The organism is Nocardia sp. Root136 (genome assembly GCF_001427185.1).
In the GTDB taxonomy this organism is placed as follows: Bacteria; Actinomycetota; Actinomycetes; order Mycobacteriales; family Mycobacteriaceae; genus Nocardia; species Nocardia salmonicida.
In genome coordinates this window covers 552,634-576,997 of the sequence record NZ_LMFE01000010.1, presented here as the reverse complement: position 1 = coordinate 576,997, position 24,364 = coordinate 552,634, and the positions used below count along the sequence as shown (strand labels likewise).

The window sequence follows — 24,364 nt, the reverse complement described above, 5'->3', positions numbered from 1 at the left end:
ATGGTGTCGGCTCAGTCCGATATCGCGGTGAATATATCGACACACTGTTGGGTCCTGAAAGAACACGCGAGTGTGCTTTCAAGGCAAARCAAACGATCCGAGAGAGTTTTCCTCGAAACCGCCGGCCGCAAGGTTGGGTAGGTCTGGGTACGGAACTTTCTGGGGTGTGTTGTTTGAGAACTGCACAGTGGACGCGAGCATCTTTGTTAGTAAGTGTTTAAGAGCGTACGGTGGATGCCTTGGCACCAGGAGCCGATGAAGGACGTAGGAGGCTGCGATAAGCCTCGGGGAGCTGTCAACCGAGCTGAGATCCGAGGATTTCCGAATGGGGAAACCCAGCACGAGTGATGTCGTGTTACCCGCATCTGAATATATAGGGTGTGTGGAGGGAACGTGGGGAAGTGAAACATCTCAGTACCCACAGGAAGAGAAAACAACAGTGATTCCGTGAGTAGTGGCGAGCGAAAGCGGATGAGGCTAAACCNCCGCCGATGTCGACAAGGTCGTACCCAGTGTGAAGAGAGGGAACGTGGGGAAGTGAAACATCTCAGTACCCACAGGAAGAGAAAACAACAGTGATTCCGTGAGTAGTGGCGAGCGAAAGCGGATGAGGCTAAACCAGTTAGATGTGATAGACGGCAGTTGTTGTCTAGCTGGGGTAGTGGGAACATTCTTCTCAACTCTGCCGAGTTGAGCAACAGTAAGAAACCAAGTGGTTAGTTGAAGTGGTCTGGAACGGCCTGCCATAGACGGTGATAGTCCGGTAAACGAAAACTTCTTGGCTGTTGTGGATGTCTCCCGAGTAGCAGCGGGCCCGTGAAATCTGCTGTGAATCTGCCGGGACCACCCGGTAAGCCTGAATACTCCCTGGTGACCGATAGCGGACTAGTACCGTACCCGAGTAGCAGCGGGCCCGTGAAATCTGCTGTGAATCTGCCGGGACCACCCGGTAAGCCTGAATACTCCCTGGTGACCGATAGCGGACTAGTACCGTGAGGGAAAGGTGAAAAGTACCCCGGGAGGGGAGTGAAATAGTACCTGAAACCGTGCGCTTACAATCCGTCAAAGCCTTCGCAACTTGTTGTGTGGGGTGATGGCGTGCCTTTTGAAGAATGAGCCTGCGAGTCATCGGTGTGTGGCGAGGTTAACCCGTCGAGGGGTAGCCGTAGCGAAAGCGAGTCTGAATAGGGCGAAATTKAGTCGCACATTATGGACCCGAAGCGGAGTGATCTACCCATGGCCAGGGTGAAGCGACGGTAAGACGTCGTGGAGGCCCGAACCCACTTAGGTTGAAAACTGAGGGGATGAGCTGTGGGTAGGGGTGAAAGGCCAATCAAACTCCGTGATAGCTGGTTCTCCCCGAAATGCATTTAGGTGCAGCGTCACGTGTTTCACACCGGAGGTAGAGCTACTGGATGGCCTAGGGGGCCTACAAGCTTACCGAAGTCAGCCAAACTCCGAATGCCGGTGTGTGAGAGCGTGGCAGTGAGACTGCGGGGGATAAGCTTCGTAGTCGAGAGGGAAACAGCCCAGATCGCCGGCTAAGGCCCCTAAGCGTGTACTAAGTGGAAAAGGATGTGGGGTCGCTTAGACAACCAGGAGGTTGGCTTAGAAGCAGCCACCCTTGAAAGAGTGCGTAATAGCTCACTGGTCAAGTGATCCTGCGCCGACAATGTAGCGGGGCTCAAGTACACCGCCGAAGCCGCGGCATTCACRCAATAGCCCGTCTCAACTGTAGTGGTTGGGGCCAGGTGTGTGGATGGGTAGGGGAGCGTCCTGTGGCCGTGGAAGCAGCAGTGTGAACTAGCTGTGGAGGCCACGGGAGTGAGAATGCAGGCATGAGTAGCGAAAGACGAGTGAGAAACTCGTCCGCCGAATGACCAAGGGTTCCTGGGCCAGGTTAATCCGCCCAGGGTGAGTCGGGACCTAAGGCGAGGCCGACAGGCGTAGTCGATGGACAACGGGTTGATATTCCCGTACCCGTGTATCCGCGCCCAATGCTGAATCAGTTGTGCTAACTGTCCAAATGTTGTCTTATCGAGCCTTCGGGTGAGAGGGGTGACGGCTGCACAGGACCCTGACTGTAGTAGGTAAGCGATGGGGTGACGCAGGAAGGTAGCTGGGCCAGGTGATGGAATACCTGGTGTAAGCCTGTAGGGCGWWSKGTAGGCAAATCCGCMSWKCATKWAGCCTGAGAGGTGATGCGTACCCGTTGAGGGGAATTCAGTGATCCTATGCTGCCGAGAAAAGCCTCTAGCGAGCTGGTACACGGCCCGTACCCCAAACCGACACAGGTGGTCAGGTAGAGAATACTAAGGCGATCGAGAGAACTGTGGTTAAGGAACTCGGCAAAATGCCCCCGTAACTTCGGGAGAAGGGGGACCACGCCTGGTGAAGGGTTTTACACCTGGAGCTGGGTGGGGTCGCAGAGACCAGAGAGAAGCGACTGTTTACTAAAAACACAGGTCCGTGCGAAGTCGTAAGACGATGTATACGGACTGACGCCTGCCCGGTGCCGGAAGGTTAAGAGGACCGGTTAGCCTGTAAGGGCGAAGCTGAGAATTTAAGCCCCGGTAAACGGCGGTGGTAACTATAACCATCCTAAGGTAGCGAAATTCCTTGTCGGGTAAGTTCCGACCTGCACGAATGGCGTAACGACTTCTCTGCTGTCTCAACCACAGACTCGGCGAAATTGCATTACGAGTAAAGATGCTCGTTACGCGCGGCAGGACGAAAAGACCCCGGGACCTTCACTATAGCTTGGTATTGGTGTTCGGTACGGTTTGTGTAGGATAGGTGGGAGACTGTGAAGCTCGGACGCTAGTTCGGGTGGAGTCGTCGTTGAAATACCACTCTGATCGTATTGGACTTCTAACCTCGGACCATGATCTGGTTCAGGGACAGTGCCTGGTGGGTAGTTTAACTGGGGCGGTTGCCTCCCAAAATGTAACGGAGGCGCCCAAAGGTTCCCTCAGCCTGGTTGGCAATCAGGTGTTGAGTGCAAGTGCACAAGGGAGCTTGACTGTGAGACTGACAGGTCGAGCAGGGACGAAAGTCGGGACTAGTGATCCGGCACCGGCAAGTGGAAGCGGTGTCGCTCAACGGATAAAAGGTACCCCGGGGATAACAGGCTGATCTTCCCCAAGAGTCCATATCGACGGGATGGTTTGGCACCTCGATGTCGGCTCGTCGCATCCTGGGGCTGGAGTAGGTCCCAAGGGTTGGGCTGTTCGCCCATTAAAGCGGCACGCGAGCTGGGTTTAGAACGTCGTGAGACAGTTCGGTCTCTATCCGCCGCGCGCGTAAGAAACTTGAGGAAGGCTGTCCCTAGTACGAGAGGACCGGGACGGACGAACCTCTGGTGTGCCAGTTGTTCCGCCAGGAGCACTGCTGGTTGGCTACGTTCGGAAGGGATAACCGCTGAAAGCATCTAAGCGGGAAGCCTGTTCCAAGATGAGGTTTCTCTCCCACTTGATGGGTTAAGGCCCCCTACAGACCATGGGGTTGATAGGCCAGAATTGGAAGCCAGGTAACTGGTGTAGGTGACTGGTACTAATAGGCCGAGGGCTTACTACRAAGGTGTTACGCGTCCACTGTGCGGTTTCTGAAACAACAGACACTGCAGCAAACCTGATCAACAGGTCCCATAGATAGATATGGGGTGTGTTGGTKGGGGAGCGCTGTCTAGTTTCATAGAGTTACGGTAGTTATAGCGGTGGGGAAACGCCCGGTCCCATTCCGAACCCGGAAGCTAAGGCCACCTGCGCCGATGGTACTGCACTCGACAGGGTGTGGGAGAGTAGGACACTGCCGGAACATCATTGCGAAAGGCCCTCCAACTTCGGTTGGAGGGCCTTTTTGCGTTCCAGTATGACCCCTGCACCGGGGCGCGCAATCCGAATCATCAACATTTCAGAAAACCTCCATGCGTGAAGTCCCGGTGAGCGACGATGATGCGACGTCGCTTCGGGAGGTCACCATGGACTGGTTCTGCACTCATCGGACTCTGTGTCGTGGCGCGGCCGCGCTCGTGCTGCCCGCCGCGCTGATCGCGACGATCGTCGTTACCGCACCCTCCGGCGCCGCCGCGCCTGATCCGCTGATCGGTGTGGTCGATTCGATCGCCGGCATAGCGGGCATCGAGCTGCCTGCGACCTACGGGCCCGAGACGGCGATCGTGGTGCTCGGATACGGGCTGCTGCCCGACGGCACGATGCGGGCCGAATTGGGTAATCGTTTGCATGCGGCCCTGATTCAGGCCTACATGTCACCCGAGTCCCCGGTGATCGTCACCGGTGGAAACCCGCGCAACGGTGTCACCGAGGCTCAGGTGATGGCCGACTGGCTCAATGTTCGCGGCATCGCCGGGCACCGGCTGCACGCCGAGACCGAGGCAGGCACCACGGTGCAGAACGCGGAGTTCTCGGCGCGCATGATGGAAGCCCTCGGCGTGCACAAAGCCGTCCTCATCACCTCTGCCGACCACATGCGCCGAGCCCTGGACAATTTCCTGGCCGCCGGCATCCCGGTAGTCGCCACGATGACACCGGACGTAGCCCCCCTGTGGGCCCAGCCGTACGGCACAGTGAAGTAATGCATGTCCTGGTCCCAGACGGTTTGTTGGGCCCAGCCGTACGGCACAGTGAAGCAATGCATGTCCGGATCCCAGGCGGTTTGTTGGGCCCAGCCGTACGGCACGGAGAAGTAACGCATAGGGCACAGAGAGGTAGTAAGTGACCCCCGCTAACCGATAGCCGCGCCGATGTCGGTGACGCCGTTTACTATGCGACTGGCGTCATCGCGGGTTGCGATGGCGCTGTCGGTGTATGGCAGATAGGGGATTTCGATGGACAGGCCACTGTGGGCGCCGGAGGGTGTCGATATGCAGTATCCGAGCCCGGCTCGGATGTACGACGCTCTGCTCGGTGGTTCGCACAATTTCGCCGTCGACCGGGATGCCGCGGAGACAGCGATCAAGCTCGTCCCCGACCTACCTCGGCTGGCCCTGAGCAATCGCGCGTTCCTGCGCCGTGCTGTCCGTTTCATGCTCGATTCGGGAATCCGGCAGTTCCTCGACATCGGGTCGGGCATCCCCACCGCGGGCAATGTGCACGAGATCGTGCACGAGCTCGACCCGGAGGCGCGGGTGCTCTACGTCGATATCGACCCGGTGGCGGTCGCCCATGCGCGAACCATCCTGCAGGGCAACGAACGTGCGGGCGCGATCGAAGCCGACTTGCGCAAGTCCGCCGACCTGGTCGACGCCGTGCGCGGGACCGGGCTCATCGACTTCGACGAGCCGCTGGGATTGCTGCTGATCGCGGTGTTGCATCTGGTGCCCGACGTCGACGATCCGGTCGGTAAGGTGACCGCGCTGCGGGAAGCTGTGGTACCGGGTAGTTTCATAGCCATTTCACATCTCACGTCCGAGCTTCGGCCTGATGACGCCGGTAAACTGGGTACGCACTCGGTGAACCAGTCCAAGGTCGGAATTCATTTCCGGTCCAAGGATCAGATCGTCGCACTGTTCGAGGGATGGGATTCGGTCGAGCCCGGCGTTGTCGAGCTGCCGCTGTGGCGGCCCGAGTCCGCGCGTGATCAGCACGAGAAGCCCGGCCGTTCACTAGGCCTGGGTGGAGTCGCGATCAAGAAGTAGACCGCCTGACATGGCGGTGCGATAGACGATGACAGGTGGATGAAGCAGTGGGGTCGTGGGAGCTGGCGCAGCGGTGGGCGGATGCCCTCGACGGCGTTGTAGCTCCTACCCTCAACCGCTCGCAGATCGAGGACATGCTGGCCGCTCTCTGTACCGGTCTGATCGACGCGGCGCGCGGCGGGGACGATCCCGATATCGCGCGCCGGGCCGCTCGGATGCTGGTCGCCGCCAACTACCGTGATCCGGCGGCGGTCAGCCGTTCGGTACCGGTGATCTGCGCCGATCTGGTCGAGATCGCCTCCGAGGGCCCCAGCGACCCCGCGCTGCCGCGGATCCGCGACCGGGCGATCCGGCTGGCCGCCGACTTCGCGGCAGGCTTCACCGCGGCGCTGCGGGCCGCCGCGCTGGCCGAGCAGGAGGCAACGCTGGCCGCCGTGCTCGCCGCGGCGCAGGAAGCCGAGAACCGCCGAGCACTGTCGGAAGCCCGTTTCGAGGCGGTTTTCGACGGCGCTCTCGTCGGTATCGGCACCGTCGACATGTCCGGTCAGGTGGTGAACTGCAATGCCACCATGGCCCAGATGCTCGGCCGGACCCCGGAGACGATGCCGGGCCGGACCGTGGCCGATATCCTCGGCCCCCACAACCTGAACTTCGCGTTCGAACAACTCCAGCACATGGTCGCGGGCGAATCCGAGAGCTTCCGCACCGAGACCGAGCACCTGCACACCGACGGCCGGGTCACCGCGATCGACCTGTCGATGTCGGCGGTGCGCGGAACCGACGGCAGTATCGAGTTCCTGATCGGCGTCGCGGTCGATGTCACCGAGCGCAAGCAGCTCGCCGACCGCCTGTGGCACGACGCCAATCACGACGCGCTCACCGGCCTGCCGAACCGCCCGCACCTGTTCAACAGACTCGCCGACGCGACATCCCCGATCGGGGTCTGCTACCTCGATCTGGACGGCTTCAAGGAGATCAACGACCTGTGGGGCCACACGATCGGGGACCGTGTGCTGCAGGTCGTGGCCGACCGGATGCGCGACGCGGTGCGCCCGGCCGACGCGTTCGCCGCCCGCATCGGCGGCGACGAGTTCCTCGTGCTGGTCGAGAACTGCTCCGGTGAAGCGCAATTGGCGAAGCTGGCTGACGAGCTGCTGACCGCCCTGACCGAGCCACTGGCGGTGGACGGACACACGCTCGCCGTCGGCGCCAGTATCGGGGTCGCCTTCTTCGATCAATTGCCCGGCGCCGTAGACGAATTGGTGCACGCGGCCGACGCGGCGATGTATCGCAACAAGAACGACGCGCGCCGCGATCCGGCCCGGTAGCGGCCGGGCCGGAATCGATCAGACCGTTTCGCGCCGGCGCTCCGCCGCCCGTGCGAGTGAGCGGTCCCGCTGTTCCTCGAAGCGTGACACGTCCCCGCGCAGTCGCTCGAGGAATGCCGCCAGATCCTCGCGAGCTCGCTCGCCGCGCGCACCGAAGTCGTTGCGCTCGAAGATTTCCCACTTACGCAACACCGGCATCAGGACCTCCTCCAGATGCTGGCGCAGGTCGTAGATGCCGTGCTTGGCCATCAGCACGCCGTTGCGCCGCCAGCCCGGCATGCCCGCGCCGGGCATCTGGAAGTTCTGCACGATGGTGTTGATCGCCTCGATGGTCTGGTCGGGGGCCAGGTCGAGCGAGGCGGCGCACAGGTTGCGGTAGAAGATCATGTGCAGGTTCTCGTCGGCGGCGATGCGGGCGAGCATGCGGTCGGCGATCGGATCGTCGCAGACGCGACCGGTATTGCGGTGGCTGACCCTGGTGGCCAGTTCCTGGAAGGTCACATACGCGACGGAGAACAAGAATCCGGCACCGGTCGAGGTGTGGATGTCGAAGCCCGGCGCCTTGTCGTCCACGACGGCCATCGCCGAATATCCGTTGGTCATGTGGATCATTCGTGCCTGCTCGAGCGCGACCGGGTCGACCCCACGGGTCACCACGAGGTAGTCGCGCAGGACGATCCCGTGCCGGTTCTCCTCGGCGGTCCAGCGGCCTACCCAGGTGCCCCAGGCGCCGTCCTTGGAGAAGTTCTCGGCGATCTCACGGTGGTAGGAGGGCAGGTTGTCCTCGGTGAGCAGGTTGGTGACCATCGCCGCCTTGGCGAGTTCGCTGAGGGCGGATTGTTCTGGGTCCCAATCGATTCCGCCCATGGCCGCGAAGTTGCGGCCGCGGTCCCACGGCACATAATCGTGCGGGTGCCAGTCCTTGGCCATCGAAAGATGGCGGTTTACATTGCTCGCGGCGATGGGTTCCAGCTCGATCAGTAGTTCCAGTTGGGTCAGGTTCCTGGCCACGCTCGTTAGCCCTTTCCGGTTAGTGAAAAGCGAGAGTTGCGTCGGTCCGGTAGTGTTGCCCGTCGTCACAATAGACCCGGCGCATCGCGCCTGGAAACGACACGGTGCTCCTCGGCACTGTTCGGAATTTGGGCGCGTCGCGTCGTGTGCATATACGCTCCACCAGTTCAGCTCCATCAGCGGTTCCCGTTCAGTCGTGGCATAGCTAGAGAGAGTGAGCGAAAAATTATGACGGACATCGTGGTCACGAGCCTGGCGGCGACCACGTCGATCGCGGGCGACGTCGACTCGACCTGGAAAGGTCTGCTCAACGGCGAGAGCGGAATCGACGTCTTGGAAGACTCCTTCATCGACGACTTCGAACTTCCGGTGCGGATCGGCGGCCACCTGAAAGTGTCGCCCACCCTCTCGCTCACCCGCGAAGAGGCGCGCAAACTGTCCTACGTCGAACAGATGGCGGTGGTCCTCGGCCGCGAGGTGTGGCGCAACGCGGGTAGTCCCGAAGTGGACCGCGACCGGCTCGGCGTCTCGATCGGCACCGGCCTCGGCGGCGCGGAATCGCTGATCTACGCCCGCGACCGGCTCCGCAACGGCGGCTATCGCAAGGTCTCCCCGCTCACCGTGCAGGCCATCATGCCCAACGGCCCCGCGGCCTGCGTCGGCATCGAATTGGGTGCGCGCGCGGGGGTTTCCACGCCCGTTTCGGCCTGCTCGTCGGGCTCGGAGGCCATCGCCAACGCGTGGCGGATGATCGTGATGGGCGATGCCGACATCGTGGTCACCGGTGGTGTCGAGGGTTCCATCCAGGCGGTGCCGATCGCGGCGTTCACGCAGATGCGGGCTATGAGCACCCGCAACGACGATCCCAAGGCCGCCTCGCGGCCCTTCGACGCGGACCGCGACGGGTTCGTCTTCGGCGAGGCCGGCGCGATGATGGTGATCGAGACCGAGGAGCACGCCAAGGCGCGTGGCGCGACGATCCACGCGCGCCTGCTCGGCGCGGGCGTCACCTCCGACGGATTCCACCTCGTGGCACCGGATCCCGAGGGCACCGGCGCCGCGCGGGCGATGACGCGGGCGATGCAGACCGGCGGGATCAGCCGCACCGACGTCACTCACATCAATGCCCACGCCACCGCGACCCCGATCGGCGACACCGCCGAGGCCAATGCGATCGCCAAGGCCATCGGCTCGCACGCCTCGGTGTACGCGCCGAAATCGGCACTCGGGCATTCGATCGGCGCGGTCGGTGCGCTCGAATCGGTACTGACCGTGCTCAGCGTGCGCGACAGTATCGTTCCGCCGACCCTGAATCTGGACAATCAGGACCCCGCTATCGATTTGGACGTCGTATCGGGTCAGGCGCGGCGCGGTCGCATCGATTACGCGGTGAACAACTCCTTCGGTTTCGGCGGTCACAACGTGGCGATCTCGTTCGGGCGGTATTGACGATTCGCCTATCCGTGGCGGGTTCGGAGTCAATGTGCGTTGAAAAGGATTGGGAATGATCGGCGAGACTTTCGACGACTATGTAGACGAACTGGGGACTATCCGGATTCCCGGCGATCAGACCTTGATCGACTTCGTCGACAAACACAGCGAGGCCAACGGGGACGACCTGGCCTACCGCTTCATCGACTACTCAACCGAACGTGAGGGGGAATACCAGGAACTGACCTGGCGCGAATTCGGCGTGCGGCTGCGCGCGGTTGCCGCGCGATTGCAGCAGGTGACAAAGCCCGGCGACCGGGTGGCGGTGCTGGCGCCGCAGGGGCTGGACTACGTCGTCGCGCTGTTCGCGGCGGTGTACGCGGGGAATGTGGCTGTGCCACTGTTCGATCCGGAGGAGCAGGGGCACAGCGACCGGCTGCACGCCGTCCTCGGCGACTGCGAACCCGCCGCGGTGCTCACCGTCGGCAGCGCGGCCGCGGGGGTGCGCAAATTCTTCCGTGAACAGCCCGCCGCGCAACGGCCGAGGATCATCGCGGTCGAGGCGATTCCCGACACCGTCGGCACACGGTGGCGCAGGCCCGACATCAATATCGACAGCGTGGCCTACCTGCAGTACACCTCGGGATCCACTCGGGTGCCCGCCGGTGTCGAGATCACCCACCGCTCGGTGGGGACCAACCTGCTGCAGATGATCGATGCCATCGGGATCACCGAGAACGCGCGTGGGGTCACCTGGCTGCCGCTGTTCCACGACATGGGGCTGCTCACGGTGATCCTGCCGACCATCGGCGGCAAGTTCATCACCATCATGTCGCCGAGCGCGTTCGTGCGCAGGCCCGCGCGCTGGATCAAGGAACTGGCCGCACAGGCCGACGGTGCCGAAATCTATTCGGCGGCACCGAACTTCGCCTTCGAACACGCGGCGATGCGCGGGTTGCCCAAGGGTGACGAAAGCCTCGACCTGTCGAATGTGATCGGCCTGATCAACGGCAGCGAGCCGGTGTCGGTGGCCTCGATGCGCAAGTTCAACGAGGCTTTCGCGCCGTACGGGCTGTCCAAGACCGCGATCAAGCCGTGCTACGGGATGGCCGAGGCAACGCTGTTCGTCTCGGCGACCAAGCGCGATGACGAGGCGCGCGTGGTCTACGTCGATCGTGGCCAGCTGAACGACGGCCGGATGGTGGAGTGCGACGAGCATGCCGCGAACGCGGTGGCGCAGGTGTCGTGCGGACACGTCGCGCGGTCGCAGTGGGCGGTGATCGTCGATCCCGGTACCGGGATCGAGCGCCGCGACGGCGAGGTCGGCGAGATCTGGTTGCACGGTGACAATATGGGCATCGGGTACTGGGGGCGGCCGGCGGAGACCGAGGAAACCTTCCACAACCGGGTGATCGCGCGTATGCCGGTCGGTAGTCGCGCCGAGGGTGCGCCCGATGACGCGAAGTGGATGCGGACCGGCGATTACGGCGCCTATCACGGTGGCGAGCTGTTCATCACCGGGCGCGTGAAGGATTTGGTGATCGTCGACGGGCGTAACCACTATCCGCAGGATCTCGAGTACTCGGCGCAGGAAGCCAGTACCGCCCTGCGCCCCGGTTTCATCGCGGCTTTCTCGGTGCAGGCGGGCCAACTGCCCGCGCCGGTGCTCGAGGCCGGGCCCGCGTCCGATCCGGCGGCGGAGCAATTGGTGATCGTCGCCGAAAGAGGCACGGGCGCGGCGAAACTCGAGCCGGAGCCGATCACGGACACGGTGCGTGCGGCCATCGCGCGCAGGCACGGGGTGATGGTGCGGGATCTGCTGCTGGTGCCCGCGGGGTCTATTCCGCGGACGTCGAGCGGCAAGATCGCCCGACGCGCCTGCAAGGCCGCGTATCTGGACGGCACGCTGCGCGGTGGATACCGGCAGCAGGCGTATCCGGACGCTCCGGAGGAGTGAGGACCGTTCGGCCACTGGATATTCCGGTGGCCGAACGTGTCACCGGGCAGCTCAGTTGACGCAGGGGATGGTGCTGTCGATAGTGGTGGACAGCGGTTTCCCCGCGTCGGGCAGTGGCGTCGATCCGGACGTCGTGGTGGTCGGGGGTGTGGTCGTCGACGTGGTCGTGCTCAGCTCGGTGGGCAGGGTGAAGTCGGCGCCGAGGGCGATCCGGACCCGTCCGTCCTCCACCGACGGCGACGCGGCCACCGGTAGTCCACCGAGGAGTTCCGCCACTGCGCGCGCGTCGTCTTCGGCGCCGAGGCCGTAGGTGATGGTCGAATACTGACCGTCGCTCGAGTCACCGTTGCCGATCACGCCCGCACCGTAGCCGCGGGTTGTCAGCGCGGCCGAGAGCGCCGCGGCCTGACCGCTCGCCGAGCCCACATTGTGCACATCCACCACGCTCGTCGGAATCGGGGCCGTGGTAGAGGTTTTCGGTACTTCCTGGCCGAAAGCTGCCCGGACCTCCCGTTTGATCGCGGCCGGGTCGACGATGTTCACGTCCTGACCGTCGATCACGTCGTAGCGCAGCACCGGCAGCGTGTGGAACTCCACCGGCACCGACCCGGCGGCGCCGAGGTCGCGGGCGAAGTCGAACAGATTCCAGCCGTCGGAGAGCACCACATCGCGGTGCGCCACATCCATCAGCGCCGACAGCTTGCTCAGGTTGGTGAGCGTTCCTGAGTCTTTGAGCGACTTGGCGACCGAGGTGAGAAACGCCTGCTGGCGGTGGGTGCGATCGAGGTCGCCGTTGAGCAGGCCGTGGCGTTGGCGAACGAACGCGAGGGCCTGCGAACCGTTGAGATGCTGCCTGCCCGCGGGGAAGACCGCACCGGAGAACTCGCTGTCGTCGACGGCGTGGTTGAGGCAGACGTCGACGCCGTTCAGCGCGGTGGCCAGGTCGTAGAAGCCCGCCAGGGAGATCTCGGCGAAGCGGTCGATCGGCACGCCGACGAGATTGCGGACGGTGGTGACGATGGACGCGCGTCCGGCCTCACGGCCGCGGCGCTCCAGCACCACCGGATCCTTCTCGCCCTGCTCGATCAACTTCGCTTGCACCGCGGCCTTCTTCAGGCCGTACGCCTCTTTGATCTTGATCTGCTGGTACCCGGGGATGCCGGTTACCGGAACGTAGTCGTCACGCGGGATGGAGAAGGCAACGACCTTGCTCACGTCGGCCGGAATGTGGAGCAGAATCAGCGAATTCGCGTTGTAGCCGCCCTCGGTGCCGTCACCGGCGTGCAACTGGTCGAGAATCTCCTTCGGCAGGTCGTTGCCGTTGAGGTCTTTGCGGGTGTCCAAGCCGATCAGCAGGATGTTGACGGCGCCGCCGCCCGAACGCGGCGCGTCCTCACCGATCGCGGTGGAATGAGTGAAGCCGGAATCGAAGTCTTGCTTGGCCGACCAGGCGAGGCCGGTGCCCGCGAGTACCGCCAGCGCCGTCGTCGCCACGAGCATCCTGGCCATGATCAATCCGGCGCGGCGGGCGCGTCCACGCCGGGGCGCGCGGTGGTCGACGATGTGACTGCCGACGCGCTGTGGCCCCCGCCGTGTCGTCTCCCGGGGCGCCCCCACCGGAAATTCGTTGTCCCCGTTCACCGCAGTGCGCTACCTGCCTGCCACTGTTCCCACGGCACACTCCAGTCGCCGTTCTGCCACACCTCGAGCGGGGCGCCGCCGGTATTCCTGATGTCGACCACGTCGCCGGGTTGGGAGAAATCGTAGAACCAGCGCGCGTTCTCGCCGCTGAGATTGAGACAGCCATGTGAGACGTTGGTGTTGCCCTGCGCCCAGATTGTGTCGTCGAGTTGGTGCAGATAGATGCCGTCGGTGCTGATCCTGGTCGCCCAGCCGATGGATTCCTTGTAGCCGAGCCGCGAGTTCACCGGCAGGCCGTAGGTGGAGGAATCCATGATCACCGGGTTCGCCTTGTCCATCACGGTGTACACCCCCGGCTGGGTCCAGAAGGTGATGGTCTTGCCCGCGACGGTCTGGCTGCCGCCCATGCCCAGTGAGGTCGGCATCGTCTTGATCAGTGTGCCGTTCTCGTACACCTGCACCTGCTTGTCGTTGTCGTCGACGATCGAGACGTGCGAGGGGCCGATGGTGAAGCTGGTCCTGGTGTCTTCCTGGCCGTAGAGGCCGCCGCCGAGGTCTTTGCCGTAGATGTCGGCGGCGAGCGTGACTTTCGTCCCCGGCGCGTAGTAGTTCGCGGGGCGCCAATGGGCGTTGCGATTGTCGAGCCAGTACCAGGAGCCTGCGACGGGCGGGTCGGTGGTGACCGACAGGTGCTTCTCGGCCGTCGCTCGATCCGGCATGTCTTCGTCGAAGTGCGCGACGACGACGGTGCCGACGCCGAAGGTGCTCGACGGGGAGAGTTCCGTACCGCCGGTGGTTCGGAAATAGACCTTGGTCTGGTTGTTGGGTGCCAGGGTGGTGAACGACGAGGTGATCGGCCCGACCCGGCCGGTGACGGTGACCGCCTCGGCCGTGACCGTGTAGGTGTGGCCGTAGCCGAGCGGTTCCGACGGCTTCCATGCCGACTGGTCGGGGGTGAGGATGCCCTCGACCGTGCCGCCCTGCTCGTTGGTCATCGTGACCGCGGTGAGTTGCCCGTCGCTGGTGCTGACCCGGACCGGAGCGAGCGGATCGAACTCGGTCGCGCCGTCGGCCGGTGCGACCGAGATCGCCGGTGCCGGTGGGGCGGCGGATTCGGGCTCGGAGTCGGTGGGCGAGCTACCGCAGGCCGCGACCAGCACCATGAGCGCGGCGGCGAGGCCTGCGCGAATACGTCGTCCTGACATGCGCTCTCCTGTGCTCGGCGCCGCTCAGCTCCGCAGCTGACCTCGACCCCGGTCTCTCCTCACTGGGCGACCCGGCCGTGTGTGGCCGGCGGGCGTGAAGCGATAGCGCCAACCAGCGTAGCTCCGTTCACCGCGGGCGGGTCAGTCCTCGCTGGTGGCGCGTTCGCCGAGAAACCGGAGCAGGGCAGGATCGGTGGAGGTGAAGCGGTCTACTTCCTGTCCGCCGGTGCATTCGTAGAGGGCGATGGTCACCGCGTCCGGTCGGCGCCCGACGACCCGCCAGATCGCGCCGGAATACTGCCAGCGGAGGAGGGTTTCGACAGGGTCGGCGCTCACCCGATCCACCGTAATGCGCCGCGAAGGCGGAAGGGTTGTCGCTCAGCTTCGTTCGCGGTAATTCGAGGCCACGAGCGCGAGACAACACGCGGCGATCGCGGCGGTGACCAGGTACATGGCCGGGTAGCCGAAACCGAGGCTGCTGTGCAGGGCCGACAGGACCGCGGGCACGCCGAAGCCGAGGTAGCTCACCGAGTAGAAGACGGCGTTCAGGCCGGCCAGATCGCCGGGGCCCGCGATGCGTTCGATCTGTTGGAGGCCGGCGACGAGGCCGATGCCGTAGCCGCTGCCGAGCACGACGGCGGTCAGTAGCGTCACCCAGATGCTCAGGGTGGCCGCTGTCCACGCGGCCAGGACCATGCCCGTGGTGAGCAGCACCAGCGCGATCACCCCGGCGCGTGCGGTGCCGGGGCGGTCGATGCGTCGCGCCGCCGATTGGATGGTGAATCCGCAGCCGAGCGTCACCATGGTGACCAGGGCGGAGAAGGCGATCGGAGCCTGCTGCACGCGCGGCAACATCAGGGTCGGCAGGACGGCGTAGGCCGTGGCGTTCGCGGTGAACAACCACAGCGCGATCGGCACCGCCACGCGCAGGAATCGTCGGTGCCCGGCGGCGGGGATCTTCAGGTCGTCGCGCAGTCTGCCCGGACTCGCTCGGCGGGTCACGGTTTCCGGTGTTCGAGCCACCCAGAACGCGGTCGCGACGCAGAGCGCCGCGTTGACGAGATAGGCGGTCGAATCCGGCAGTGGACCCCACTGCGCGAGGGTTCCCGCCACACCCGCGCCGAGGGCGAAGCCCGCGGTGAGGCTCATCGCGGATCGGCGGGCCCCTTTGCCCGTGGCGGCCGCGGCTAACGGCGGTTGCGACAGTTCCTTGAGCCAGCTGCCACCGACCGCCATCGCCAGTCCGAGCGCGACGCCGCACAGCATCCGCCCGGCAGCCAGCATCGGCACCGAGGCCGCGCCCGCCGCGAGCAGCAGCGAACCGGCCGCGGCGATCAGCGGTGCGGGCAGCATCAGCGGGCGGCGGCCGAACCTGTCCGAGAGCGGGCCGCCGATCAGCAGGGCGGGCACGATGCCCAGGACGTAGTAGAACAGCAGCAGGTCGACCGCGGTCAGCGCGAGCCCGTGGGCCTTGTACATCACCAGCAGCGGCGTGAACTCGTTGCCGCCCCACGCGATCGCCACCATGGCCGCGGACACGCCGAGCCAGGCGCGGCTGACGGAGACAGCACTGGGCCGCTCGGTGGTGAGAATCGCCATCACAGGCCCTTTCCGTACTCCCGCCACCCGTGCATGGGCGAAATGGTGGCAACCGGTCTCATTTTAAGGGCGGTCGGTCGTTGTATTACCGTCGGCCTGTGCGTGAGCTGCGGATGGGGTGTGCGATGTGGACCCACCCCCAGTGGCAGCAGCGGATGCCCGCGTCGGGGGAGCGGTTGCGCGCATACGCCGGGCATTGCGGTGCGGTCGAGGGCAACACCACGTTCTACGCGACGCCGTCCGCGTCCACCGTCGAGTCGTGGGTCCGGCAGACCGCACCCGATTTCCGGTTCGTGCTCAAACCGCCGAGGGCGGTGACGCACGAGCGCAGGCTCGTCGACGCCGGTGCCGAACTCGGCGCGTTTCTCGACGTGATGGCGCCGCTCGGGCCGCGGGTACACGCGCTGTGGATCCAATTGCCCGCGTCGTTCGGGCCGACCGATCTGGGCGCGCTCGCCCGCTTCCAGCGGGAGCTGCCCGGTGGGCTGCGGTGCGCTGTGGAGGTGCGTCATCCGGCGTTCTTCGACGACGAACGGGCCGCGGTGCAGCTGGAACGGGTGCTCGGACGGATCGGGGCCGAATGGGTGCCGTTCGATACGACGGTCCTGTTCGACGGTCCACCCGGCGACCCATCCGAATACGAGGCGAGGGCGAAGAAGCCGCGGGTGCCGCGCCGGATGCGGGCGCTCACCGAGTACCCGATCGTGCGATACCACGGCCGCGCCGACGCCGAACGCACCGTAGCGGGCTGGCAGCCGTGGATCGAGACCGTCGCCGGATGGCTGCGCGAAGGTCGCTCGCCCACGGTCTTCGTGCACACCCCCGACAACGCCGCCGCCCGTGGATTGGCCCGCCGCTTCCACGACGAGGTCCGCGCGATCGTCCCCGAGTTGTCCGCGCAGCCCGTCCCCGAGCCCGATGAACCGATGACCCTCTTCTGAGGACGGGCCGGACAACGTGAGGTGACCTGCACCGATTTCGCGAACACTTGTCGTACCCCCGTGTAATGCTGTGCGCCACCGCTGGGGAGTGGGTGGGCGAACTCGAAGGGGACGAGTATGTCGACGGATGGAGTGTTGTTGTCGCCCGCGCCGCACTGCGAGCCGCAGCTGGAGGGCGGGGCCGTGGTACATCGGTCAGCGGCTGTGAATGTTATCGGTTCCCAACCAGTCAGGGGATCGGTTCGGCGCAGGGCGACCGGTGGCACACCGGCCGGTATCCGCAGGGCAGTGCGGGCGTCGTGCCCGCATGCCGCGCCGACCGCCGCCGGACCGTCCACGAGTGCGAAGCGATTCACCGAGCAGGTCTTGCGGCTCCTGCTCGAGGTCGTCGATCGGCGCAGATCGTCCACGCATCTGCGCGCGTTCACCGACGCGAAGGCGCTGGCGGCCATCAACACGATGCTCGCGCAGGATTCGGCTCCCGACCGAAATCTCGGGACCGCCACCTTGACTCGCTTCCACCTGACCCCGGTGGAGGGCGATGCCGCCGAAGTCTTCGCCACGTACCAACGCGGCCCTCGGACATTGGCCATCGCGGGTCGCATCGAATCTTCCAAGGACAGTTGGCGATTGGTTGCGGTACGAATGTTCTGACTGGGCTACTCGGATCGTGGGTTGTTCCGGCTCGGTTGTGCCCCACCGCTTTCCGGGGTGTCGCCGTCGAGTCCGTCTGGCAGCCGCCGAGCGCCGCTGGCCACCTCGGCGATGAGATCGTCGTAGCCGCGGGACAATTCGTGCAGGCGTAGCTGCGCGGCGTGGAGTTCGGCTTCGGCGCCGTAGGCCAGCGCGCGGTAGGTGAGCGCGGCGAAATGGGCCATGCGGTCGACGACGGCGCCGATGCTCTCGGTGTGCATCGGCGCCGACGTCGCCGGAGTGGGGGAGCGCAGGACGACCCAGCGGTCGATCTCGCAGACCAGACGCGCACGCGCCCAATCGATGTCGCTGGTATCACCGGGTATCTGTTGTTCGCGGCGTTCGTGCAGGGTGGCGAGTTCGTGTGCGGCGGCTAGGACTGGGTCACCGATACCGGTGACCCCGCAGACCGCCTGCATCATCTGTGTTCGGTCCGGCAGTACCGGTTCCGGTCCGGGTCGTCCCGTCGAACCGCTGCCGTCCGTGTCCACTGCTGCCGCACCGTCCTCACCGTCGGATCTGTACCGCTTGTCGAAGGACATTCGTCTCGGCGGGGACGACGGATAGGTCACGAAATGACCCCCCAACAGCGAAAACCGGCCGCGAACAACTGTTCGCGGCCGGCCGGGATCAGCTACCGAGCTGGCGTATCACAGGCTCCGGGCGATGATTTCCTTCATGATCTCGTTGGTGCCCGCGTAGATGAGCTGGACGCGGTTGTCGACCCACATGCGTGCGATCGGGTACTCGTTCATGTAGCCGTAGCCACCGAACAGCTGCAGACAGGTGTCGGCGATCTGCATCGCCTTGTCGGTGGTCCACCACTTCGCCATGGCGACGGTCGGGATGTCGAGCTCGCCGCGCAGGTGCTTCTCGACGCAGTCGTCGATGAACACGCGCGCGATCCGCGCCTCGGTGGCGACCTCGGCCAGCTTGAACTTGGTGTTCTGGAATCCGAACACCGCACGGCCGAACGCCTCGCGCTCCTTGGTGTAGCGCAGCGTGTGATCGAGGGCCACCTCCATGCCCGCGACCGCGCCCATCGACACGATCAGGCGCTCCTGGGGCAGCTGCTGCATCAGCTGGATGAAGCCCTGACCCTCCTGGGTGCCGAGCAGGTTGGTGACCGGGACGCGCACGTCCTCGAAGAACAGCTCGGAGGTGTCCTGGCCCTTCTGGCCGATCTTGTCGAGCACGCGACCGCGACGGAAACCCTCGCGGTCGGCCTCGACCAGCACCAGCGAGACGCCTGCCGCGCCCTGGGTGGGGTCGGTCTTGGCGACCAGGATGATCAGGTCGGCCTGCGCGCCGTTGGTGATGAAGGTCTTGGAGCCGTTGATGACGTACTCGTCGCCGTCGCGGATCGCCTTGGCCTTGACCGCCTGCAGGTCGGATCCGGTGCCGGGTTCGGTCATCGCGATGGCGCCGACGACCTCGCCGCTGGCCATCTTGGGCAGCCAGTGCTTCTTCTGCTCCTCGGTGCCGTAGGCGAGGACGTAGTGGGCCACGATGCCGTTGTGCAGGCTGATGCCCCAGGAGGTGTCCACCGCGCGGGCCTGCTCCTCCATGAGCACGGCCTCGTGTGCGAAGGTGCCGCCACCGCCGCCGTACTCCTCGGGGATCGAGATGCACAGCAGGCCCACTTCGCCTGCCTTGTTCCACAGGTCGCGGTCGACGTGGTGCTGCTCGCGGTACTTGTCGATATTGGGGACCAGTTCCTTGGCCATGAACGCACGGGTCATGTCACGCAGGGCGTCCAGGTCCTCGTTCATCCAGCTGGACCGATTGGCGGCCATCGAGTCTCCTTGTTCGGCTCGGTACAGCACCGGTCCAGGCGTGACCGGTGGTTACGGACACCAGTGTGCCGCAGTATTGGCGTAGTGACAATAGTACCGCCGAAATGGCCTCTCACCAGCGGATCATGGGCAGCGGTGAGAGGGGATGGATGAGCGCGCGCCGCACCGTGAGCTCCACCAGCTTGAAGTGGAACCCGCTGTCGGGGTAGCGCCGCATCAGCGCGGAGTAGGCCGCGTAGGGCAGGCCGTAGCGGCGCGCGCCGAACGTCACGTCGATCAGATCGGCCCGCCGGAACAGCTCGACCGGGTCGGTGGCGTTGCCCGCCGAGCGCACGCGATGGTGGTCGCGGATCATCGCGGTGACCAGCTCGGCGATGTCCTCGCGGTTGTGCGCGATCAGCCAGTCGCCCGCCAGCGCGCACGACGGTTCGAGATAGTCGAACGTGGCGGCTGCCCAGATGCCGAGATCGTGGAAGGTCGCCGCGGTGCGGAACTCCTCGCGCGCACTCGGCGGCGGCCCCGGCTCGCCGCTGCGGGCGAACAACAGGTCGGCCGAGCGGAGTACCCGAAGCACGTGATGGAAGTAGGCCTTGCGGTCGGCACCGAGCCGTGCGGTCCACGGTTCGAGCCGTTCGGCGATCGCTCGGTCGAGTTCGCTTGTGTGCTGGGTCAATTCGCTTCTCCGGAGTCGATCTCACGGGCGTGCACGAACCCCCCGGCACCCCCACCCAACCCTAGGTGGCCGTGGTTCGGGACGTCCGAGGAAACAAAGTTTCACCCGGGCGGTCGACGATCCGAGCGCGCGTGGCCGCGACGGCACCGGGGCGCTGATCCGGCCGGGTCGGGTTGTCGGCGCGCGGTGTTCGGCAACGGTCGGGCACCGAACCGCTGGAAACTCCGGCTCCGGCGGCGGCGGGGGATTATCTTCGCAGATCCGGTCGCCGCCCGAAATTGTTGGGCGTGTCGCGCGCGGCGCGCCGTGTACGGGCAGCCGTGTGGGAGCATCGGTTTCGCGCTCGAGGGTATATCGACTAAGAATGGCCTGTGCCGTTCACACCTGTGGTCACCTGCCTGCCTTCGCGCGCCCGGGGCGGTGGTCTGGCATGACGATCGAGTCCGGTCTCGAGGACGACGTCAGCCAGCTCGCCCAGCGAGTCGAACGTGCCCGGGGTCGCCTCGCCTACCAATTCGATCCAGCCCTCACCGACGCGCTCTCCGAAGACGAGCTGCGCGCCGAACGTGAACTCGCCGAACGCATCCGTGAACAGGATCGCGAGCAGCGCTGGAAGCACACCCAGGCGATGGCGTCCGCATCGGACCGCAGCCGTCAGACCACCGAAGCGATCGAGAAGGCCGACATGCGAGATCTGCTGCTCGCCAGGAAGGCGATGGCGTCCCAGCGTCGCGAATCGAGCCCACACGCGAAGCTCGCCTCGCTGTATCGGCACCGGTCGTGGTCGCTGAAGGCATTGGCCGGCGTGGTGGGCGCGGGCATGCTGTGGTCGGCGGTGAACGTGCAGCAGAACATCGCGCCCGGTGGGCCGAGTGATCCGCTGTTCTGGTTCAGCTATCTGCTCGAGGCGATGATCAGTGTGTGTCTGATCATCATCATGGTCGGCACGAACAAGGTCGCCGAGTGGGGCGTGATCGACAACCGGCGCCAGGTCGCCCTCGCCGAGCTTTCGCTGCTCGGCCTCACCGTCACCCTCAACACCTATCCCTACGTGCGTGACGGGCGGTGGTACGACGTGGCCGTGCACGCGGTCGCGCCGGTGATGATCGGTGTCGCGCTCCTGATCCACGACGCGGTCAGCGCCCGCTACGGCTTGGCCATCACTCGGGCGACCAGCCAGGTCAGGGACCTGCCCGACCCGGCCGACAACCTCCTCGGCCGCCAGGCCACCGAAGGCGTCCGCCTCACCTACACCCCGCCGATGACGGGCATGGCTCGGGCGGAAGCGGTCGCCGCCGCGGAAACGGCCGCCACCACCCCCGTCACCCGCGAACCCGCGTGGACGCCCACCGAGCCGATCACCAACGGCAACGGCCGCCCGCCGGAGAAGCGCAAGCGCTTCGGCATCGGCAAACCGTCCTCCGCCGACAAGGCCACCGCCAAGAAATCCGCCCCCGCGCCCGTCGTGGCACCGGAGCCCCCCAAGGAACCGGTCAAGCCGGAGCCGGCCACCGACTCGGTCCCCGCCGCCCGCAAGAGCGCGATCTCCGATATCGAGGCCCGCGTCGAAAAGGCGTTCGCCGAAGCCAATTTCGGCTACGAGGCGATCGAGCCGACCAGCATCTACGACACCGGCCAGTTCCGGATCGCGGAGAGCCTGGAACAGGAACTCAACGACATGCGTGAAGCCCGTCGCCAAGCCCGCAAGGAGCGCGCGAACTAGCAGACAAGACACAGGCCGATACCCGCGAGTGAGCGGGTATCGGCCTGTGCTGTGTTCGGGGTCAGCCGAAGATGCTGCCGCCGGTGCCTGCCTGCTGGCCGCCGCCGGTGCCGCCGATGAGACCGCCCGGAGGCAGTTCGGAGGGTTGGACGATGACGAAGCCGCGGCCGGAGAAGGCCAGGGTGCTCGCCTCGCCGGTGCTGCGGCCCATCAGACGGCCGAGGCCGAAGGAGTCGTTGCGCTTGATGCCGGTTTGCAGGCTGGACGACCACGCCACGGCGGCGTTGGGGTCGGCGTAGGTGGCCTGGTCGACGGTGAGGACGACGGGGCTGCCGTGGGTGGTGATGGCGATGCGGCCGCGCCCGGTGAAGACGCAGTTGAACAGGCCCGCGTTGGAGGCGTAGCCCGCCGCGCCCTGGACCCGGCCGATGTCGTAGCGCAGCGTGGAGTCGAAGGCGAGCACGTTGGCGCCGTTGATGGTGAGGCCGTCGGTGCCGTCGAGGTCGATGATGTGCACGTCGGCGGCGCTGTTGGCCAGGAACAGATCGCCTCGGCCGCTCACCTTCATCAGCGGCACGCCTTCGCCGGTGAGGTGCTGACGGATGGCGCGGCCGATGCCGCCGGAGCCGAGCGCTTCGAATTTCAGGTCACCCTGGTAGGCCACCATCGAGCCGGAACGCGCCATCACCTCCCCGTTCATGCCGACCTTCACCATCTTGCCGCCCTGCTTCTGGATACCGAGGCCGTTGACCTCGGCGTGCGAGGGGTCGAACAGATCGCTGTGCACGGGCTGTGCTCCTTGCTGAGAAGAGAACGAGGGTTGCGGCTGGTGCGCGGGCGGCGGGACGAACTGGCCCGGAGCGCCGTGACCGGGGTAGGCAGGTGGGGGAGTGGCCGGCTGCGCGAACTGTCCCTGCTGAACGGGGTTGCCCTGGGTGTAGGTCGGCGGAGGCGCGGAGGGGTAGCCAGGTGGCTGACTCGGCGGTACCGGCGCACTCTGCGCGGCGGGAACCTCGGGCTCGTCGTCGAGATTCACGCCGAAAGCCGAAGCGATACCGGCCAATCCGTCGTCATAGCCCTGCCCGATCGCCCGAACCTTCCACGCCCCGTTGCGCCGGTAGATCTCCACGCACACCACACCGCTCTCGGTGGTGAGCCCCGAAATCGGGAAAGTCAGTGCGGTGGAGCCGGATTCGATGGTGGCGGTCAGGGCGCCGACCGAGGCGAAGGTCGTGGGCCCACGACCGTCGAGACTCGCGGTGACCACCACCTTGTCCACATCGGCGGGCAATGCCGAGGTCTGCACGCCCACCACGTCGGGCCCACCATTGCCGTGCCGGTACGCCACGCCCGGTCCGGTGGGCTGATTGAAGAAGACGAAGTCGGCGTCGGAACGAACTCTGCCCGCGCCGTTCACCAGCAGCGCCGACACATCGACCGACGCCGAACTCGCCACAGTGATGGTCAATTGATCACCGGGCGCGGGCCGGTTCTCGCCGGGAGCCAGCGCGGTCACGACACAGCACCCGAAGGTCGGGCGATTCGTAGGTGTTCCACGAGTTCGATAGTGCCGTGTATGGCGCCACCGCGCCAGCAGCGACCTGTCAGTGCGGCTGTTCGCCGCCGTGCGGGCCCGGCACGTCGTGCACGATGGTGGTCATCGCACCTGCGCCAGTTCGCGGTCGAGTACTTCCAGACCCTCGACGGCGACCGGACTCGGTCCGGTGTAGCCGAAGGGCGCAACGATGATCCGGTTCTCGCGGATCGCGCGCAGCCCGGCCAGTTCGGGGCGTTGGCGCAGGGCGGTGCGCACCGAGTCGGGTGTCTGGTCGCCCTGGGTGAGCAGGATGATCACCTCGGGGTTCGCGGCGATGAGGGTTTCGGTGTTGGCCTCGAAGTTGCGCTTGTCGATCTGGCCGTAGACATTGCCGAGTCCGAGGATCTCCATCTGTTCGTGGACGGTGCTCTTGGCGCCGTATGCCTTGAGCTGGGCGCCGTCGCGCGACAGGATCAGTGCCGCGGCGGGACGGGGAGTCGTTGTGCCGCTGTGCCGTTCGGTCACAGCCTGTACCCGCTTCTTCAGCGTGGTGACCTCGGCGTCGGCGGCGTTCGCGGTGCCGAAGAGCTTTCCGTAGAGGGTGATGTCGGCGAAGACGTCCTCGAAGGTGCCTGCCGCGTCGCGGCAGTAGCCACGGGTGACGATCAGCGGGATGTTCACCTGGGCGAGGTCGTCGGGGGTCACCGAGAGCCCTTCGACGCTCACGACCAGGTCGGGGGATCGGCTGATGATCTCCTCGCGGGCGAGTTCGGCGGTGGGCGCGGTGATTTCGATGTTCTTCAGCGCGTCGCCGTATTGGCCGGGAAACGCCGCGGCTTCGAAGGTGCGGGTGACGATGCGGTCGGCGGCGCCCGCGGCCGCGATCAGCGGTGCGGCGATGGAGCCGACCGTGACGACGCGCTGTGGTGGCGAGGTGAAGGTGACGTCGCGACCGCAGCTCGAGATCGTCAGGGGAAAACCGCTTTCGGCTGAGGTGGTGGCGGGAACCGTTGTGCCGCAACCGGTAACGATCGCACTGGTGAGAAGGGCGAGTACGGGGATCGCGGAACGGCGCGCGGAGATGACACGGGTGAACACGGTGATCGATATTCCTAATCAATGGTGAGGAGGGGTCTCGTCGGTTCCGATGACCGGAACTTCCTGGTGACGAGC

The 24,364-nt window shown here is 65.4% G+C and carries 18 protein-coding genes and 2 rRNA genes; 10 read left to right on the top strand and 10 right to left on the bottom strand.

Features of this window, described 5'->3' with window-relative positions; all coding sequences use genetic code 11:
- The first annotated feature begins 207 nt into the window (after positions 1 to 207).
- The 5 genes from ASD42_RS34040 (at position 208) to ASD42_RS27635 (ending at position 6,984) form a co-directional block, all read left to right on the top strand.
- A 23S ribosomal RNA gene (locus ASD42_RS34040) occupies positions 208 to 3,576 on the top strand.
- A 123-nt stretch (positions 3,577 to 3,699) separates the two neighbouring features.
- A 5S ribosomal RNA gene (gene rrf / locus ASD42_RS27650) occupies positions 3,700 to 3,816 on the top strand.
- Between the two features lie 109 nt (positions 3,817 to 3,925).
- On the top strand, positions 3,926 to 4,594 hold the full coding sequence (locus ASD42_RS27645; protein WP_056821778.1) for a YdcF family protein: 669 nt from the start codon (positions 3,926 to 3,928) through the stop codon (positions 4,592 to 4,594).
- A gap of 252 nt (positions 4,595 to 4,846) precedes the next feature.
- A complete protein-coding gene (locus ASD42_RS27640; RefSeq protein WP_056821776.1) occupies positions 4,847 to 5,656 on the top strand; it encodes an SAM-dependent methyltransferase in 810 nt (269 codons plus the stop codon).
- Between the two features lie 35 nt (positions 5,657 to 5,691).
- A complete protein-coding gene (locus ASD42_RS27635) occupies positions 5,692 to 6,984 on the top strand; it encodes a sensor domain-containing diguanylate cyclase (RefSeq protein ID WP_235569845.1) in 1,293 nt (430 codons plus the stop codon).
- 18 nt (positions 6,985 to 7,002) lie between these two features.
- Here ASD42_RS27635 and ASD42_RS27630 read toward each other — a convergent pair whose 3' ends face one another.
- A complete protein-coding gene (locus ASD42_RS27630) occupies positions 7,003 to 7,995 on the bottom strand; it encodes an acyl-ACP desaturase (protein ID WP_056821772.1) in 993 nt (330 codons plus the stop codon).
- Positions 7,996 to 8,196: 201 nt separating this feature from the next.
- On the opposite strand from ASD42_RS27630, the gene ASD42_RS27625 reads away from it, so the two are divergent.
- A complete protein-coding gene (locus ASD42_RS27625) occupies positions 8,197 to 9,444 on the top strand; it encodes a KasA/KasB family beta-ketoacyl-ACP synthase (RefSeq protein WP_255284545.1) in 1,248 nt (415 codons plus the stop codon).
- Positions 9,445 to 9,502: 58 nt separating this feature from the next.
- Positions 9,503 to 11,383: a long-chain-fatty-acid--AMP ligase FadD32 gene (fadD32, locus tag ASD42_RS27620; RefSeq protein ID WP_156677608.1), complete on the top strand. Its 1,881-nt coding sequence runs from the start codon at positions 9,503 to 9,505 to the stop codon at positions 11,381 to 11,383.
- Between the two features lie 51 nt (positions 11,384 to 11,434).
- Here fadD32 and ASD42_RS27615 read toward each other — a convergent pair whose 3' ends face one another.
- From ASD42_RS27615 to ASD42_RS27600, 4 genes are all read right to left on the bottom strand, one after another.
- Entirely contained in the window at positions 11,435 to 12,946 is a 1,512-nt protein-coding gene (locus ASD42_RS27615) for an LCP family protein (protein WP_056821906.1), read from the bottom strand.
- 74 nt (positions 12,947 to 13,020) lie between these two features.
- Positions 13,021 to 14,229 carry a L,D-transpeptidase gene (locus tag ASD42_RS27610; protein ID WP_056821765.1) on the bottom strand — a complete coding sequence of 403 codons (1,209 nt, stop codon included), beginning with the start codon at positions 14,227 to 14,229 and terminating at the stop codon, positions 13,021 to 13,023.
- A 141-nt stretch (positions 14,230 to 14,370) separates the two neighbouring features.
- Positions 14,371 to 14,565, bottom strand: coding sequence for a hypothetical protein (locus tag ASD42_RS27605; protein ID WP_200950522.1), 195 nt, complete (start codon positions 14,563 to 14,565; stop codon positions 14,371 to 14,373).
- A 42-nt stretch (positions 14,566 to 14,607) separates the two neighbouring features.
- A complete protein-coding gene (locus ASD42_RS27600) occupies positions 14,608 to 15,828 on the bottom strand; it encodes an MFS transporter (protein ID WP_056821904.1) in 1,221 nt (406 codons plus the stop codon).
- Between the two features lie 98 nt (positions 15,829 to 15,926).
- Here ASD42_RS27600 and ASD42_RS27595 point away from each other — a divergent pair, with 98 nt between their 5' ends.
- Both ASD42_RS27595 and ASD42_RS27590 read left to right on the top strand, forming a co-directional pair.
- A complete protein-coding gene (locus ASD42_RS27595) occupies positions 15,927 to 16,769 on the top strand; it encodes a DUF72 domain-containing protein (RefSeq protein WP_235569844.1) in 843 nt (280 codons plus the stop codon).
- A 288-nt stretch (positions 16,770 to 17,057) separates the two neighbouring features.
- A complete protein-coding gene (locus tag ASD42_RS27590) occupies positions 17,058 to 17,423 on the top strand; it encodes an Rv3235 family protein (RefSeq protein ID WP_056821762.1) in 366 nt (121 codons plus the stop codon).
- Positions 17,424 to 17,428: 5 nt separating this feature from the next.
- On the opposite strand, the gene ASD42_RS27585 is transcribed toward ASD42_RS27590, so the two are convergent.
- The 3 genes from ASD42_RS27585 to ASD42_RS27575 all read right to left on the bottom strand — a co-directional run bounded on the left by ASD42_RS27585 (position 17,429) and on the right by ASD42_RS27575 (position 19,931).
- Positions 17,429 to 17,884, bottom strand: coding sequence for a DUF4254 domain-containing protein (locus ASD42_RS27585; protein WP_162256242.1), 456 nt, complete (start codon positions 17,882 to 17,884; stop codon positions 17,429 to 17,431).
- Positions 17,885 to 18,112: 228 nt separating this feature from the next.
- Positions 18,113 to 19,258: an acyl-CoA dehydrogenase family protein gene (locus tag ASD42_RS27580; protein WP_056821759.1), complete on the bottom strand. Its 1,146-nt coding sequence runs from the start codon at positions 19,256 to 19,258 to the stop codon at positions 18,113 to 18,115.
- A 112-nt stretch (positions 19,259 to 19,370) separates the two neighbouring features.
- Entirely contained in the window at positions 19,371 to 19,931 is a 561-nt protein-coding gene (locus tag ASD42_RS27575; protein ID WP_056821757.1) for a hypothetical protein, read from the bottom strand.
- A gap of 430 nt (positions 19,932 to 20,361) precedes the next feature.
- On the opposite strand from ASD42_RS27575, the gene ASD42_RS27570 reads away from it, so the two are divergent.
- Positions 20,362 to 21,654, top strand: coding sequence for a hypothetical protein (locus tag ASD42_RS27570; RefSeq protein ID WP_056821755.1), 1,293 nt, complete (start codon positions 20,362 to 20,364; stop codon positions 21,652 to 21,654).
- A gap of 61 nt (positions 21,655 to 21,715) precedes the next feature.
- Here the strand turns inward: ASD42_RS27570 and ASD42_RS27565 are convergent, their stop codons facing one another.
- Both ASD42_RS27565 and ASD42_RS27560 read right to left on the bottom strand, forming a co-directional pair.
- Entirely contained in the window at positions 21,716 to 23,170 is a 1,455-nt protein-coding gene (locus ASD42_RS27565; RefSeq protein ID WP_056821752.1) for an AIM24 family protein, read from the bottom strand.
- A gap of 141 nt (positions 23,171 to 23,311) precedes the next feature.
- The gene (locus ASD42_RS27560; RefSeq protein WP_056821751.1) at positions 23,312 to 24,289 is read right to left on the bottom strand and encodes an ABC transporter substrate-binding protein; all 978 of its coding nucleotides are present in this window, start codon (positions 24,287 to 24,289) and stop codon (positions 23,312 to 23,314) included.
- Positions 24,290 to 24,364: the final 75 nt, after the last annotated feature.